Annotated in this window: 13 protein-coding genes, 2 tRNA genes and 1 pseudogene; 14 read left to right on the top strand and 2 right to left on the bottom strand. The window is 62.0% G+C overall.

Annotated features, from left to right (window positions below):
* Positions 1–205 precede the first annotated feature (205 nt).
* The 6 genes from CRP40_RS12605 to CRP40_RS12580 all read left to right on the top strand — a co-directional run bounded on the left by CRP40_RS12605 (position 206) and on the right by CRP40_RS12580 (position 5,697).
* Positions 206–2,461, top strand: a complete 2,256-nt coding sequence (locus CRP40_RS12605; RefSeq protein ID WP_027914088.1) for an AsmA family protein — start codon at positions 206–208, stop codon at positions 2,459–2,461.
* Positions 2,458–3,522, top strand: a complete 1,065-nt coding sequence (gene mutY, locus CRP40_RS12600) for an A/G-specific adenine glycosylase (RefSeq protein WP_027914089.1) — start codon at positions 2,458–2,460, stop codon at positions 3,520–3,522. The genes CRP40_RS12605 and mutY overlap by 4 nt, the downstream gene beginning before the upstream one ends.
* Positions 3,522–3,794 carry an oxidative damage protection protein gene (locus CRP40_RS12595; protein WP_027914090.1) on the top strand — a complete coding sequence of 91 codons (273 nt, stop codon included), beginning with the start codon at positions 3,522–3,524 and terminating at the stop codon, positions 3,792–3,794. Before mutY ends, CRP40_RS12595 begins: the two co-directional genes overlap by 1 nt.
* A gap of 91 nt (positions 3,795–3,885) precedes the next feature.
* A tRNA-Phe gene (locus CRP40_RS12590) sits at positions 3,886–3,961 on the top strand.
* A 224-nt stretch (positions 3,962–4,185) separates the two neighbouring features.
* Complete coding sequence (gene ppk2 / locus CRP40_RS12585; protein ID WP_027914091.1) at positions 4,186–5,166, top strand: polyphosphate kinase 2; 981 nt, start codon at positions 4,186–4,188, stop codon at positions 5,164–5,166.
* Between the two features lie 87 nt (positions 5,167–5,253).
* Positions 5,254–5,697, top strand: coding sequence for a hypothetical protein (locus CRP40_RS12580; RefSeq protein WP_027914092.1), 444 nt, complete (start codon positions 5,254–5,256; stop codon positions 5,695–5,697).
* Between the two features lie 143 nt (positions 5,698–5,840).
* Here CRP40_RS12580 and gabP read toward each other — a convergent pair whose 3' ends face one another.
* A complete protein-coding gene (gene gabP / locus CRP40_RS12575) occupies positions 5,841–7,226 on the bottom strand; it encodes a GABA permease (protein ID WP_023535725.1) in 1,386 nt (461 codons plus the stop codon).
* Between the two features lie 638 nt (positions 7,227–7,864).
* Here gabP and CRP40_RS12570 point away from each other — a divergent pair.
* The 5 genes from CRP40_RS12570 to CRP40_RS12550 all read left to right on the top strand — a co-directional run bounded on the left by CRP40_RS12570 (position 7,865) and on the right by CRP40_RS12550 (position 12,157).
* The gene (locus tag CRP40_RS12570) at positions 7,865–8,638 is read left to right on the top strand and encodes an ABC transporter ATP-binding protein (protein WP_023535748.1); all 774 of its coding nucleotides are present in this window, start codon (positions 7,865–7,867) and stop codon (positions 8,636–8,638) included.
* Positions 8,639–8,649: 11 nt separating this feature from the next.
* The gene (locus CRP40_RS12565; RefSeq protein ID WP_023535762.1) at positions 8,650–9,402 is read left to right on the top strand and encodes an ABC transporter substrate-binding protein; all 753 of its coding nucleotides are present in this window, start codon (positions 8,650–8,652) and stop codon (positions 9,400–9,402) included.
* A gap of 54 nt (positions 9,403–9,456) precedes the next feature.
* Positions 9,457–10,152, top strand: a complete 696-nt coding sequence (locus CRP40_RS12560; protein WP_023535794.1) for an ABC transporter permease — start codon at positions 9,457–9,459, stop codon at positions 10,150–10,152.
* Positions 10,149–10,838 carry an ABC transporter permease gene (locus CRP40_RS12555; RefSeq protein ID WP_023535781.1) on the top strand — a complete coding sequence of 230 codons (690 nt, stop codon included), beginning with the start codon at positions 10,149–10,151 and terminating at the stop codon, positions 10,836–10,838. The genes CRP40_RS12560 and CRP40_RS12555 overlap by 4 nt, the downstream gene beginning before the upstream one ends.
* Positions 10,839–10,951: 113 nt before the next feature.
* Positions 10,952–12,157, top strand: coding sequence for a methyltransferase (locus CRP40_RS12550; protein WP_027914093.1), 1,206 nt, complete (start codon positions 10,952–10,954; stop codon positions 12,155–12,157).
* A 422-nt stretch (positions 12,158–12,579) separates the two neighbouring features.
* On the opposite strand, the gene CRP40_RS12545 is transcribed toward CRP40_RS12550, so the two are convergent.
* Positions 12,580–12,855 (bottom strand): DUF3077 domain-containing protein, encoded by a 276-nt coding sequence (locus tag CRP40_RS12545; RefSeq protein WP_027914094.1) that lies wholly within the window; start codon positions 12,853–12,855, stop codon positions 12,580–12,582.
* A gap of 673 nt (positions 12,856–13,528) precedes the next feature.
* Between CRP40_RS12545 and CRP40_RS12540 the strand changes: the two genes are divergently transcribed.
* From CRP40_RS12540 to CRP40_RS22205, 3 genes and pseudogenes are all read left to right on the top strand, one after another.
* Positions 13,529–13,777 (top strand): hypothetical protein, encoded by a 249-nt coding sequence (locus CRP40_RS12540; RefSeq protein WP_023535804.1) that lies wholly within the window; start codon positions 13,529–13,531, stop codon positions 13,775–13,777.
* Between the two features lie 98 nt (positions 13,778–13,875).
* Positions 13,876–13,951, top strand: a tRNA-Thr gene (locus CRP40_RS12535).
* Positions 13,952–14,096: 145 nt separating this feature from the next.
* Positions 14,097–14,315 (top strand): annotated as a pseudogene (locus CRP40_RS22205) (integrase); the annotation flags it as partial.
* Positions 14,316–14,474 lie beyond the last annotated feature (159 nt).

The following is a 14,474-nucleotide window of genomic DNA, read 5'->3' as shown; positions in this document are numbered from 1 at the left end:
TGATATCGCCTATTTTAGTTCGGCTGAAACGGTAACGCGCTGTAGCCGATCTTTCTGAACTGCCAAGATCACCGCTGTCGAAAGCCGTAGCATCTACTGAGCACGTGGGAAATGGCCGGTATATCCAGCCGAATCAGCAGGGACGGCCGCTGCGGCGCTATACTCTCGCGCTTGAATTCACATTCCGATAGTTAAGGACTCGCCCATGAAAGCGTTCGGCAAAATCCTGGGCCTAGGGCTTCTCGGGTTGTTGCTGATCATCGTGGCGCTGGGCTTTGCCCTGACCCACCTGTTCGATCCCAACGACTACAAAGACGAGATTCGCCAGCTGGCGCGCGACAAGGCTCACGTGGAGCTGACTCTCAACGGCGACATTGGCTGGAGCCTGTTCCCATGGCTGGGGCTTGAGCTGCATGACGCCAGCATCGCCACCTTGAATGCGCCCAAGGCGCCCTTTGCCGACTTGCAGATGCTGGGCCTGTCGGTGCGGGTGCTGCCGCTGCTGCGCCGCGAGGTGCAGATGAGTGATGTGCGCGTCGAAGGGCTGAACCTGATCCTGACACGTGACGAACAAGGGCATGGCAACTGGGAGGACATCGGCAAGCCTTTGCCTGCGTCGGCCGAGGGCGAAACCCCTGCACCAGGCAATGCGCAAGGCCCCGAAAACACCGATCAGCGCTCCGGCACTGCCAACGCAGACCGACCGGTCAAGCTCGATATCGACAGCCTGACCGTGAACAACGCACGCGTGCAGTACACCGACGCACGCAGCGGCGTCAGCTACAACGCCGAAAGCATTCAACTCAGCACCGGCGCGGTACACGAAGGCGCCACTATTCCACTCAAGGCCAGCGCATTCATCAGCGCCAGCCAGCCCAACATCAAGGCGCGCACCGAAGTGGCCGGCGAGCTGCGTCTGGACCGTGCGCTCAAGCGCTACAGCTTCGAAGACATGCGCCTGTCGGGCGAAACCTCTGGAGAGCCCACTGGCGGCAAGACCGTAACCTTCGCCGCCCAGGGCCAGTTGCTGCTCGACCAGGCCGCCAACGTGGCGTCATGGAACGGCCTGAAACTGTCGGCCAACCAGCTGCGCGCCCTGGGCGAACTCAACCTGCGCGAGCTGGACAAGACGCCGCAGCTAAGTGGCGGCCTGTCCATTGCCCAGTTCGACCTGCGTACCTTCCTGGACGGTATCGGCCACCCGCTGCCTACCACTCAGGACCCGGCTGCATTCGGCAAGCTCGAGCTGGTCACGCGCCTGCAAGGCACGCCTGCCAGCATCGCCCTGGAAGACCTGTCGGTGAAACTGGACAGCAGCACCTTCACCGGACGCGTGGCGGTTGAAGATTTCGCCAAGCAAGCCCTGCGCCTGCAACTGAAGGGCGACAGCTTCGATGCAGACCGGTACCTGCCGGCCAAGAGCGAAGAGGCCAAGGGCGCCACTGCTGCGCGCAAGGCCCAGGTACAGCAGCAAGAAGCCAGTGCCGTGGCCGGTGCAGGCAGCACACCCCTGCCCGACGCCCCCACCCAGGGCGCCTGGAGCACTGACAAACTGCTGCCGGTGGACCGTCTGCGCGCCCTCGACCTGCAGGCAGACCTGAGCTTCGGTTCGCTGACGCTGGACAAGCTGCCCATCGGCAGCGCCCGCCTGACGGCCAATGGCCAGGGTGGGCTACTGACCCTGCAAACCTTGCGCGGTGACCTATACAACGGCACGTTCGAGGCCAAGGGTACGGTCGACGTGCGCCCCGCCGTGCCACAGCTGGGGGTCAACACCCGCATCCAGCGAGTACCCGTCGAGCATTTCATCAAGACCGACGACAAGGACAAGACGCCGCCGGTCAAGGGTTTGCTGACCCTGTCCAGCGACCTGACCGCCACCGGCAACAGCCAGAAAGCGCTGGTGGACACGCTCAACGGCACGGCCAACTTCACCATCAATGACGGTGTGCTGGTCAACGCCAACCTCGAACAACAGCTGTGCCAGGCCATTGCCACGCTCAACCGCAAGTCGCTCAGCGGCGAGCCGCGCGGCAAGGACACCCCGTTCCAGGCGCTGCGTGGCAGCGTGGTGATTCGCAATGGCGTGGCCAGCAACCCTGACCTCAAGGTGCGAATTCCAGGCCTGACCGTCAACGGCCATGGTGACGTGGACCTGCGGGTACTGGGCATGGACTACAACGTGGGTGTTATCGTCGAGGGCGATCAGCGGGCCATGCCCGACCCGGCCTGCCAGGTCAACGAGCGCTACGTGGGCGTGGAAGTGCCGCTGCGCTGCCGTGGCCCGCTGGAGCTGGGCGCCAAGGCCTGCCGTCTGGACAAGGACGGCATGGGCAAGGTCGCCGCCAAACTCGCAGGCAACCGCCTCAAAGACAAGATCGACGAAAAACTCGATGAAAAACTCGGAGACAAAGTGAGCCCGGAACTCAAAGACGCGCTCAAGGGGCTGTTCAAGCGATGACACCCGAGCAGTTTTCCAGCGCTGTGCTGGAGTGGTACGACACGCACGGCCGGCACGATCTGCCCTGGCAACAGGGCATCAACCCGTACCGGGTGTGGGTGTCTGAAATCATGCTGCAACAGACCCAGGTCAGCACCGTGCTGAACTATTTCGACCGCTTCATGCATGCGCTGCCGACCGTGCAAGCGCTGGCCGAGGCGCCCGAGGACGAGGTGCTGCACTTGTGGACGGGCCTGGGCTACTACACCCGCGCCCGCAACCTGCAGAAGGCTGCACGCATCGTGGTCGAGCAGCATGGCGGGGTGTTTCCGCGCAGCGTCGAGCAGCTCACCGAGCTGCCCGGCATCGGCCGCTCCACAGCCGGGGCCATCGCCAGCATCAGCATGGGCATCCGTGCACCGATCCTGGACGGTAACGTCAAACGAGTCCTGGCGCGCTTCACCGCCCAGGCCGGTTACCCGGGTGAGCCGAAGGTAGCCAACCAGCTGTGGGCCACTGCCGAGCGTTTCACGCCCATGGTTCGTGCCAACCACTACACCCAGGCGATGATGGACCTGGGCGCGACGCTCTGCACCCGCAGCAAGCCCACCTGCCTGCTCTGCCCGGTACGGCGCGGCTGCGAGGCGCACCTGCACGGCGAAGAAACCCGCTACCCCGAGCCCAAGCCGCGCAAGGCGCTACCCCAGCGGCGCACGCTGATGCCGCTGCTGGCCAACGACGACGGCGCCATCCTGCTGTACCGTCGCCCGTCCAGTGGCCTGTGGGGCGGGCTGTGGAGCTTGCCGGAGCTCGACGACATCGCCCAGCTCGACGACTTGGCCGACCAGCACGGCCTGCGCCTGGGCCGCAGCCGCGCCCTGGACAACCTGACCCACACCTTCAGCCACTTCCAGCTGGCCATCGAGCCTTGGCTGGTGCACGTCGACCCGGTTGGCGAGCACATGGTCGAGGCCGACTGGCTCTGGTATAACCTGGCCACCCCACCGCGCCTGGGCCTGGCCGCCCCGGTGAAGAAGCTGCTCAAACGCGCAGCCGACGAACTGATTGCAGGAGATGCCTGATGACCCGCACCGTGATGTGCCGCAAGTACAACGAAGAACTGCCCGGCCTGGACCGCCCACCCTATCCAGGGGCCAAGGGCCAGGACATCTTCGACCACATCTCGCAGAAGGCCTGGGCCGACTGGCAGAAGCACCAGACCATGCTGATCAACGAAAAGCGCCTGAACATGATGAATGGCGAGGACCGCAAATTCCTCCAGGCCGAGATGGACAAGTTTTTCGCTGGCGAAGAATACGCTCAGGCAGAAGGCTACGTACCGCCCTCGCAATGACCCGGGGGCACGTAAGCGACGGAATTAATTTAATATTTTTTTCAAAAAGTCGTTGACGAGCGGTCTGAAAGTCTATTTAATTCACCTCGTCGCCCAGATAGCTCAGTCGGTAGAGCAGAGGATTGAAAATCCTCGTGTCGGCGGTTCGACTCCGTCTCTGGGCACCACCTTCAGCTTCTGGTGGTTGCAAAGTTACCCGAAGCGACACAAGAAACCCGCCCAGTGCGGGTTTTTTGTTGCCTGTCGAAAAGTGCTGGTGGGTCGCCCTTCGTCGTGGGTAGCCTTCGGTCAGCAGCACTCATCCCGGCCGGGTTGATCAACATCAAAGAGCCAGCGCCCTGTCGTCCTTAGCATTCAAGGTGAACATTCGAACCACCTTGCAAGGACCTCCATGAGCGACGACGCCCCTCTCCAGACTTCCCCACCCCCCAAGAAGGCTACCCCCACGGCCAAGCCCCGCACTCGCCGCCCCCGCCCGCGCAAACCCGAACCGACCATCACCGCGATCAGCCAGGCACCGACCGCACTGGAAGTGGCCAGCGCTCCCAAGGGCAGCAGCGAAGACAGCACATCGGCGCGCTTGCCATCCGGCTACCCCTACCCGCAGCGCCTGCGTCGACAAGAGTACGAAAGGGCCAAGCACGCCCTGCAGATCGAGTTGCTCAAGGTGCAAAGCTGGGTGAAAGAAACCGGCCAGCGGGTGGTGATTCTGTTCGAAGGGCGGGACGCTGCAGGCAAGGGTGGGACCATCAAGCGGTTCATGGAGCACCTGAACCCCCGGGGCGCTCGCATCGTGGCGCTGGAAAAGCCGTCGGAACAAGAGAAAGGCCAGTGGTATTTCCAGCGCTATGTGCAGCACCTGCCCACGGCGGGGGAAATGGTGTTCTTCGACCGCTCCTGGTACAACCGCGCGGGCGTCGAGAAGGTGATGGATTTCTGCTCGCCCCTTCAATACCTGGAGTTCATGCGCCAGGCACCGGACCTTGAGCGGATGCTGTGCAACAGCGGCATACTGCTCTTCAAGTACTGGTTTTCGGTGAACCGCGAGGAACAACTGCGCCGCTTCATCTCGCGCCGGGACGAGCCCCTCAAGCACTGGAAACTGTCGCCCATCGACATCAAGTCTCTGGACAAGTGGGACGACTACACCGCCGCCAAGGAAGCCATGTTCTTCCACACCGACACCGCCGACGCGCCGTGGACGGTGATCAAGTCCGATGACAAGAAGCGTGCGCGCATCAACTGCATCCGCCACTTCCTGCATTCGCTGGACTACCCGGACAAGGACTTGAGCGTGGCCTACGCGCCGGACCCACTGCTGGTCGGGCGGGCATCGCGCGGGTTCGAGGAGGACGACGCGATCGCCAGCTGACAGCCGGCGCTGCGTGCATGGCACTTGGGTTTCGCGGGCAACTGCGCTTCAATACGCGCACTTTCAAGCCCCACCCAAGGATTGCCCATGGCCACCTCCAGCAAGCAACAAAAACGCGCCAAGCGCGCCGCCACCAAGGCCAAGCAGAACCGCATGGTGCGCAGCGGCCAGGCCGTGAAGGCCAGCGCAGGCGATAGCGCCAGCGTCGAGCAGGTGTTCGACAAGGCCATGGCGTCGGCCAGTTACGACCCGTTGTTCAAGAAGATGAAGGAAGCCCAGGAAGGCGGCCTGGTGCCGATGATCTCGGTGTTCCTGGTTGATCCGCTGCTGGCTCTGGTGCTCAAGGGCCACAAGGAAGAACACGCGACCGACTATATCGTGATGGTATTCAACGCCTACCGTGCATGGCTCGACGGCGCGGACGAAGACACGACCATGGCGTGGCTGGAAAGCGATGAGTTCCAGGAGGCTTACCTGGCTGCGTCCGAGCTGGTGGCCAAGCAGCAGCAACAGCAGAAGCAGTTTGGTTGATTAGGGTGGCCGGGCTGACGGCTTGGAAACAGCCGACTTGCCCCGCTCCTAAAGACGACCGAATACCTGCGTGAGCGGCCTTGCCGAGGCGCTGGACCGGCCGCGATGGCCGGCCCTGCACGCAGGCAAATGGAGTGGCGGCCTTACTTGGCCACCGCTGCCCGTCCACCGGCTTCGCGCTTGCGGTGCACCAGCAGCCCCGCAGCCACCACGGCGATGCTCAGCAGTGCCGTCGCGATGATCTCGATGCGGTGGTCCTCACGCAGTGCCATTACGCCCAGTACCGCCACGATGAAGGCGATGGTCGCCCAGGTCAGCCCTGGGAACAGCCACATCTTGAACGCGATCTGCTCACCACTGGCCTCGCGCTTGGCACGCATGCGCAGTTGCGAAACGGCAATCACCAGGTACACCAGCAACGCGATGGCGCCGGAGCTTGCCAGCAGGAACTCGAAGACCTGGGCTGGCGCAAGGAAGTTGGCGAAGACGCACAGGAACGCCGCCGCAGTGGACAGCAGCACCGCCACGTAAGGGGTAGCCGCCTTGGTGGTGCGTTGGGCCATGGCCGGGGCATCGCCACGCTTGCTCAGCGAGAACAACATGCGCGAGGACGTGTACAGCGCCGAGTTCAGGCAGCTGGTCACGGCGATCAGTACCACAATATCGACGATCAGCTTGGCGTTGGGTACACCGATGCGGCTGAGCACGGTCTGGTAGGAACCGACTTCGGCCAACGCCGGGTCATTCCATGGCACCAGCGCCACGACCAGGAAGATCGACACCAGGTAGAACAGGCAGATACGCCAGATCACCGAGTTGGTGGCACGGCTGATCTGCTTGCCCGGGTCCTTGGACTCGGCAGCGGCGATGGTGACGATCTCGGTGCCCATGAACGAGAACATGGTCGTCAGCATGGCAGCCAGCACGGCGCCGAGGCCGTTTGGCATGAAGCCTTGGGTATCGAACAGGTGGCTGGCACCGCTGACCTGGCTGTTGGGTACCAGGCCGAACATGGCCACACAACCGACCACGATGAACGCGATGATGGCCAGCACCTTGAGCAGGGCGAACCAGAACTCGAACTCACCGTAGTTCTTCACGCTGAACAGGTTGGTCACGGTCAGTGCCAAGGTGATCAGCAGGGAGAACGCCCACAGGTCAACGGCCGGGAACCAGGCATGCAGGATGGCTGCAGCGGCGTTGGCCTCAAGTGGAATCACCAACACCCAGAACCACCAGTACAGCCAGCCGATGGTGAAGCCGGCCCAGCGCCCGATGGCGCGGTCGGCGTAGGTGGAGAACGAACCGGTGTCAGGCGAAGCCACTGCCATTTCACCGAGCATGCGCATGACCAGCACCACCAGCGTACCGGCGGCGGCATAAGCCAGCAGTACCGCCGGGCCCGCCGCTGCAATGGCGTGTCCGGAACCGACGAACAGGCCTGCGCCGATGACGCCAGCAATGGACAGCATGGTCACATGCCGTTGTTTAAGCCCCTGAGCGAGGTCATTGGAATTGTTGCCGCTCATAAAACTACCTTTGCAAGGAGTAGATCACATCGGTTGCACAAGCGCGGCTCGCGTCAGGAGCATGCACAGCGGCAACCATTGATTGGACACTGGCAATAACCGCGCCATGTGCTACGCACACTCGGCCCGACCACGCCCGAAGCCAATAACGGCGGGGGCCACGGCAAAAAGGGCCATTAAATGGCCGATTAGCCATCAAAAGCGCTCATTACCGAAATACTCACTTACAAATGCACCAAAGGTGCCCCTCGGTAACACCTGCGCACCATCACAAGGCAAACAGGGCGCAACCCTTCGGTACAACCCTGGACCGCGGCGGGGGTAAAAAAGGCTGCACCGGGCCGCCTCGACAGGCTGCCCGGACAGTCAGGTTTGACGGCCACATGGTCCGAAAGCGCTTCCCTGAGACCGTCAAAACTGGCACCATCGCGCCTTTTTTCATCATGGCTCTGGTGCCGGGTAACCTCCCTTGTGGACATCTGCGCGACGTTGCGCTGCAACGATGCGACAAACTGCCCCACCAATGCCCAGAGTGCCCGGCGACCCTGTTGGCCGTCATAATGCCGCTATGCTAGCTTGGCGCACGCCAGGAAGGCCGCCAACAGCTGGGAACGCACCCGAACACATGAGGACCGCACATGGCTCAGGCCACGCCCGCGCTGGAAATCCGCAACCTGCACAAACGTTATGGCGAGCAGGAAATTCTCAAGGGCATTTCGCTGACCGCACGCGACGGTGACGTGATCTCCATTCTGGGGTCGTCCGGCTCCGGCAAGTCCACCCTGCTGCGCTGCATCAACCTGCTGGAAAACCCGCACCAGGGCGAAATCCTCGTGGCCGGTGAAGCCCTCAAGCTCAAGGCCGCAAAGAACGGCGACCTGATGGCTGCCGACAACCGCCAGATCAACCGACTGCGCAGCGAAATCGGCTTCGTCTTCCAGAACTTCAACCTGTGGCCGCACATGTCGATCCTCGACAACATCATCGAGGCCCCACGCCGCGTACTTGGTCAAAGCAAGGCCGAGGCCGTCGAGGCAGCCGAAGCGCTGCTCAACAAGGTGGGGATCTACGACAAGCGTCACAGCTACCCCGCCCAGCTGTCCGGTGGCCAGCAGCAGCGCGCCGCCATTGCCCGTACCCTGGCCATGAAGCCCAAGGTCATCCTGTTCGACGAGCCCACCTCGGCCCTCGATCCGGAAATGGTCCAGGAAGTGCTTAACGTTATCCGCGCATTGGCCGAAGAAGGCCGTACCATGCTGCTGGTGACGCACGAGATGAACTTTGCCCGCCAGGTGTCCAGTGAAGTGGTCTTCCTGCACCAGGGCCTGGTCGAAGAGCAGGGATCGCCGCAGCAGGTCTTCGAGAACCCGACCTCGGCGCGTTGCAAGCAATTCATGTCCAGCCACCGCTAACGGAGCAATACATGCACACCTACAAGAAGTTTCTCCTGGCAGCCGCTGCCACCCTGGTCATGTCGGCCAATGCCATGGCCGCGGAAAAACTGCGCATGGGTATCGAAGCCGCCTACCCACCGTTCAACAACAAGGACGCCAGCGGTAATGTCGTCGGTTTCGACAAGGACATTGGTGATGCCTTGTGCGCCAAGATGAAGGTCGAGTGCTCGGTCGTCACCTCCGACTGGGACGGCATCATTCCGGCCCTGAACGCCAAGAAGTTCGACTTCCTGGTCTCGTCGCTGTCGATCACCGACGAGCGCAAGCAGGCGGTGGACTTCACCGACCCGTACTACTCCAACAAGCTGCAGTTCATCGCACCGAAGAACGTCGACTTCAAGACTGACAAGGACTCGCTCAAGGGCAAGGTCATCGGCACCCAGCGCGCCACCCTGGCCGGCACCTACCTGGAAGACAACTACAGCGGTGTGGACATCAAGCTGTACGACACCCAGGAAAACGCCTACCTGGACCTGGTCTCCGGCCGTATCGACGGCATCCTGGCTGACAAGTACGTGCAGTACGAGTGGCTCAAGAGCAAGGACGGCATGAACTACGAGTTCAAGGGCGAGCCAGTGATGGACAGCGACAAGATCGGTATCGCCGTGCGCAAGGGTGACACCAAGCTGCGCGACGACTTGAACAAGGCCTTGGCCGAAATCAAGGCCGACGGTACGTACAAGAAGATCAACGACAAGTACTTCCCGTTCAGCATCGAATGATCCGCCCCGATTGGCGCGCCCCGGTGGCGCGCCTCTCCCTAGAATGACCTGCCCATGAATATCGACTTGCACGGATTCGGTCCGGCCATGATGGCCGGCACCCTGATGACCGTAAAACTGGCGCTGTGCGCCTTGCTGTTAGGGCTGGTGCTGGGCCTGCTCGGCGCCCTGGCCAAGACTTCCCCGCTCAAGCCCTTGCAGTGGCTTGGCGGTTTCTACTCGACCCTGGTACGGGGTATTCCCGAACTGCTGTGGGTGCTGCTGATCTACTTTGGCACCGTGGGCCTGATGAACGCCCTGGGCGAAGCCCTGCACATGCCAGGCCTTGAGCTCAGCGCCTTTGCCGCAGGCGTCATTGCCCTGGGCCTGTGTTTTGGCGCCTACGCCACCGAGGTGTTCCGGGGCGCTATCCTGGCCATCCCCAAAGGCCACCGCGAAGCCGGGCTGGCGCTGGGCATGTCCAAGGGCCGCATCCTGTCGCGGATCATCCTGCCGCAGATGTGGCGCATCGCCCTGCCGGGCCTGGGCAACCTGTTCATGATCCTGATGAAGGACACCGCGCTGGTGTCGGTGATCGGCCTTGAAGAAATCATGCGCCATGCCCAGATTGGCGTGACCGTGACCAAGGAGCCGTTCACCTTCTACATGGTGGCGGCCTGCATCTACCTCAGCCTGACCGTCATTGCCATGACCGGCATGCATTTCCTGGAACAACGCGCCGCTCGCGGCTTCGCGAGGGCCGAACAATGAACTGGGAAGTGATCATCAAGTGGCTGCCGCGCCTGGCCCAGGGCGCCACCCTGACCCTGGAGCTGGTGGCCATCGCGGTGGTGGCCGGCTTGATCCTGGCCATCCCGCTGGGTATCGCCCGCTCTTCGCGGCACTGGTACGTGCGCGCCGTGCCGTTCAGTTACATCTTCTTCTTCCGCGGCACCCCGCTGCTGGTGCAGCTGTTTCTGGTGTACTACGGCCTGGCCCAGTTCGACGCCGTGCGCGCCAGCGCGCTGTGGCCGTACCTGCGCGACCCGTTCTGGTGCACCGTGCTGACCATGACCCTGCACACCGCCGCCTACATCGCCGAAATCCTGCGCGGCGCCTTGCAGTCCATTCCCAAGGGCGAGATCGAGGCTGCGCGTGCGCTGGGCATGTCCCGGGCCAAGACGCTGGTCTACATCATGCTGCCCCGGGCTGCCCGCATCGGCCTGCCGGCCTACAGCAACGAAGTGATCCTGATGCTCAAGGCCAGCGCGCTGGCCAGTACGGTCACCCTGCTGGAACTGACCGGCATGGCGCGGACCATCATTGCCCGCACGTACTTGCCGGTGGAGATCTTCTTCGCCGCTGGCCTGTTCTACCTGCTGATCTCGTTCATGCTGGTGCAGGGCTTCAAGCTGCTGGAGCGCTGGTTGCGCGTGGACGCCTGCCAAGGGCGCTGATCCGTTACCGGCTGCAGCCGGTTGGCCCTTTTTTACCCGGCATGTGAATGCCTGGGTGAAAGCGGGTTCAGCCGGCAGCAAGGCCTGACCACCCTTTATCGACAGCGCTCCCAATGCCTCCCTCCCTCCACAGCCACCTTTTGCTCGAACGCTTTCAGGCGCTTGACCGGTTTTTGACCGAGCATCAGGCGCTGTGGAAACCCAGGCCGTTCACCCATCTGCACCTGGATTGGGAAAGCACCTACCCGGAACTTGCGCGGCATCTGCGCCAAAGCACCTTGGCCGAGGCCGAAGGTGACGTCGACCCACACGCACTGCCCGCACCTTATCCACAGTTGGCTGATGCCGCCCAGGCGCTCAGCGCGCTGGGTGCCCTGCCCACCTGTGCGCTCCCCGCCGCCGTCCACCGGCTTGACGTCAATGTACCCGGCCGCAAATGGCAGCAGATCGAAGCCTTCGCCCGTCACCTCGCCTTCCGCGCGCCCTCGCGCCACTGGCTGGACTGGTGCTCGGGCAAAGGCCACCTGGGCCGGCGTTTGCTGCACCCCGGCCAGCGCCTGACCTGCCTGGAGTACGACAGCGCGCTGGTGGCTGCCGGGGAGGCGCTCAGTGCCCATCACCATTTGCCCGTGCAACACATCCATCAGGACGTGATGGCCCCTGGGAGCGCCGAGCATCTGGATGCAGACACCAGCGTGGTCGCCCTGCACGCCTGCGGCGACCTGCATGTCCGGCTGCTGCGCCTGGCCAGCCAGCAACATTGCCCACAACTGGCCGTGGCCCCATGCTGTTACAACCGCATTGCCACCGCCCAGTACCAGGCGTTATCCACAGCTGCTCGCGCCTCGGCCTTGCACCTGTCGCTGGATGACCTTGGCCTGCCCTTGAGCGAAACCGTCACCGCCGGTGCCCGCGTACGCCGCCAGCGCGACACGTCCATGGCCCGCCGCCTGGGTTTCGACCTGCTGCAACGCCAGCAGCGCCAGACCGACCAGTACCTGCCCACGCCATCGCTGCCGGTGGCCTGGTTGGCCAAGCCCTTCGAGCAGTATTGCCGTGACCTGGCTGCGCTCAAGCAACTGGACCTGCATGGGGATATCGATTGGGCGGCGTTGGAATCGGCAGGGTGGGATCGCCTGGCGCAGGTACGCAACCTCGAACGCCTGCGCAACCTCTTCCGCCGTCCACTCGAACTCTGGCTGGCACTGGATCGTGCCCTTTTTCTGACCGAACAGGGCTATGACGTACGTTTGGGCATGTTTTGCGACTATGCCCTCACCCCACGCAACCTGATGATCCTCGCCGAGCGCGACAGATAGCCGCAGAAAAACCTGTGGATAAGTCTGTGAACAAGCTTGGGGTTACCTGTTGGTGTACGGGGCCATTCGCATGGATTGGCTTATTCCAAAATGACGTTCAAGACCAGCAAAAACAGGCATTTGCGCAAATTTAGTTAACCGCGGGCGGGGTTATGCCATTGGCACAAGCATTCGATGCCGCTTGTGCATAAGCAATTTTTCAGGGGCGATTTTTTGTTGATTTCAGAGAGGTTTGGTGCGTAGGGGATCGAGCTGCCATGCCGGAAGTGGGAATGGCTCTAGGTCTGGCACATGGCCTTGAAATTTTAAGGTCTGTTTTCTTTGAGCAGTTATGAAAGCATTGGGCGGGTGCCTGAGAACGGTTTGTCTATCCGCTTGGCACCCTGGCCCCTTGTCATCCATGCCGCCAAGGTTCTGGTTGGCTAGTGGCGTTTGCCTTTGGCGATTTCGATGTCATTCAGCAAGGCGTTGGCCATGTCACAGAGGTAATCCGCCGCACCGAGCAGCTTGTGGTCATCCTCCATGTCCCCCTCACGCACCAGGTGCTTGATGTAACCCATCAGAATGGAGACATGCTCGTACGCAGCATCCACCGGGATGCCGGGCTGTACGCGAAGGAGGTTTACGGGTGGGGTGCCGGCTTGGAGGAAGGTTTCTACGCCTGCGGTGGTGATAGGGTCCGAATTGCTCGTATCCATGACTTGGTTCCTTATTCGAAAACAGGAGCCGCCACGCAGACCTTCTCACGGATAGGGTGGCAGCCGTACGCAGGGTGAGAAACCGAGTGAATAAGGAACCCCGGCCAGACCAAAGCCTGCCCGCGCACGGCCACCATTGCAGGTAGCGCTTATTCGAAGTCGGGTTCTCACACCCGGTCGCCAGAGCGACGGGGCAAAGGTATCCGTGAGGTATTTCCCAGACAACGGCGATACTTCGGCAGAGCGCGTAGGATACGTCCGATACGTAAATTTGCAGAAGCCTCCAGCAGAAGAGTCCAGACATTTCCTACAAAACCAAGGCCCTCAGACTACAAACCACTCATCCCGTACCATCAATCAAACACAAAATTCCAGCCCAACGTATCCCGGTGTGGGAGCGGCCTCGCGCCGCGATGGGCCGCAAAGCGGCCCCAGTAACTCCACCCCAAACCCCATATCCACAGCCCCACACACCCCCGCCTCCCCCAAAAACCCACTCAACTTCCCATTCCATGACCCACCGCACACTCCCCGCAACATCCCACCCCTAATCCCCGCCCCCACAACCGTGTATCATGCGCCCCCCAAATCATTAAAAAGTGACGTCGCGCGCTGCCTGCCAGCCCTGCGGCCATCTGGCGTTGCGCCAGATTCGACAACGGACCTGACTCTCGTGACCCAAGCCAAGCCCCTCGCCCTGCTCGCCTTCGCCCTGGCTCTTACCGCCTGCGCCAGCGGCCCCTCGCACCCCGCCCCCGGCAACCTCGGCTGGAACCACCCCGGCATGCAGCTGGGCGGCGACCGAGGCCTACCCCTGCGCGCCGACAACACCTGCCGCAAGCGCGGTTGCGACAACGACAAGCTGTTCTTCAACCCCGGCAAGACCGAACCAAACGTCACCACCCTCCACCGCGGCTGGTAAGAAAATTTCCCTTTTGGGTCGGTGAGTTAGGTCATTTTCAAACAATCGCAAGGAAGTGGTTTACACACGCCAAACGATCGTTATAATGACGCCCCATTGCCGGTATAGCTCAGCTGGTAGAGCAACTGACTTGTAATCAGTAGGTCCCGGGTTCGATTCCTGGTGCCGGCACCATATAAAGTTCCAGAGAAGGTTTTCGAAATCTCTGGAACCCCCGGAAAACCCGCCTTTTGGCGGGTTTTTTCGTTTTGGCGTGCCGTCGGATTTCGGGAGTGGCCAGCGCTAATAAGGCTAGTTTTAAGGGTAGAGGTCCGTTTCGATATCGGAGACTACCCTTGCGGCCCGCAAAACTGCCCCGCCTACCGGTACACCCTGTCGCACGGCAAAGCCCAGAAAGCGCGAGTACAAGCTCTTCGATGGGGACGGTCTCGACCTACTTGTGCAAGCCAACGGCCGCAACGGCGGGCGGATCAGGTACGTGAAACCCGATGGCCGAGAAGGCCTGACTGCCCTAAGCAGTTATCCAGTGATCCGTCTCTTTCAATGGGAAGAGCCGGGCGCTCTTGACAGTGCTGCAGCCCTTATCGCATTTGGTTTTGCGGCAACTTCACTCCTGACATAGGCGTGACAGACGCCAATGGCTCTAGCAGCAGCGATGTAGGGGATGGTGCCGCAGACCAAGGAATGGAGTGCACCT

It is taken from the genome of Pseudomonas sp. URMO17WK12:I9 (assembly GCF_900230165.1).
Lineage (GTDB): Bacteria > Pseudomonadota > Gammaproteobacteria > Pseudomonadales > Pseudomonadaceae > Aquipseudomonas > Aquipseudomonas fulva.
This window is presented reverse-complemented; position numbering and strand designations above follow the sequence as displayed.

Coding starts and splice junctions, on each gene's coding strand:
- CRP40_RS12605 (WP_027914088.1), top strand. CDS start 206: ATGAAAGCGTTCGGCAAAATCCTGGGCCTAGGGCTTCTCGGGTTGTTG.
- mutY (WP_027914089.1), top strand. CDS start 2,458: ATGACACCCGAGCAGTTTTCCAGCGCTGTGCTGGAGTGGTACGACACG.
- CRP40_RS12595 (WP_027914090.1), top strand. CDS start 3,522: ATGACCCGCACCGTGATGTGCCGCAAGTACAACGAAGAACTGCCCGGC.
- ppk2 (WP_027914091.1), top strand. CDS start 4,186: ATGAGCGACGACGCCCCTCTCCAGACTTCCCCACCCCCCAAGAAGGCT.
- CRP40_RS12580 (WP_027914092.1), top strand. CDS start 5,254: ATGGCCACCTCCAGCAAGCAACAAAAACGCGCCAAGCGCGCCGCCACC.
- gabP (WP_023535725.1), bottom strand. CDS start 7,226: ATGAGCGGCAACAATTCCAATGACCTCGCTCAGGGGCTTAAACAACGG.
- CRP40_RS12570 (WP_023535748.1), top strand. CDS start 7,865: ATGGCTCAGGCCACGCCCGCGCTGGAAATCCGCAACCTGCACAAACGT.
- CRP40_RS12565 (WP_023535762.1), top strand. CDS start 8,650: ATGCACACCTACAAGAAGTTTCTCCTGGCAGCCGCTGCCACCCTGGTC.
- CRP40_RS12560 (WP_023535794.1), top strand. CDS start 9,457: ATGAATATCGACTTGCACGGATTCGGTCCGGCCATGATGGCCGGCACC.
- CRP40_RS12555 (WP_023535781.1), top strand. CDS start 10,149: ATGAACTGGGAAGTGATCATCAAGTGGCTGCCGCGCCTGGCCCAGGGC.
- CRP40_RS12550 (WP_027914093.1), top strand. CDS start 10,952: ATGCCTCCCTCCCTCCACAGCCACCTTTTGCTCGAACGCTTTCAGGCG.
- CRP40_RS12545 (WP_027914094.1), bottom strand. CDS start 12,855: ATGGATACGAGCAATTCGGACCCTATCACCACCGCAGGCGTAGAAACC.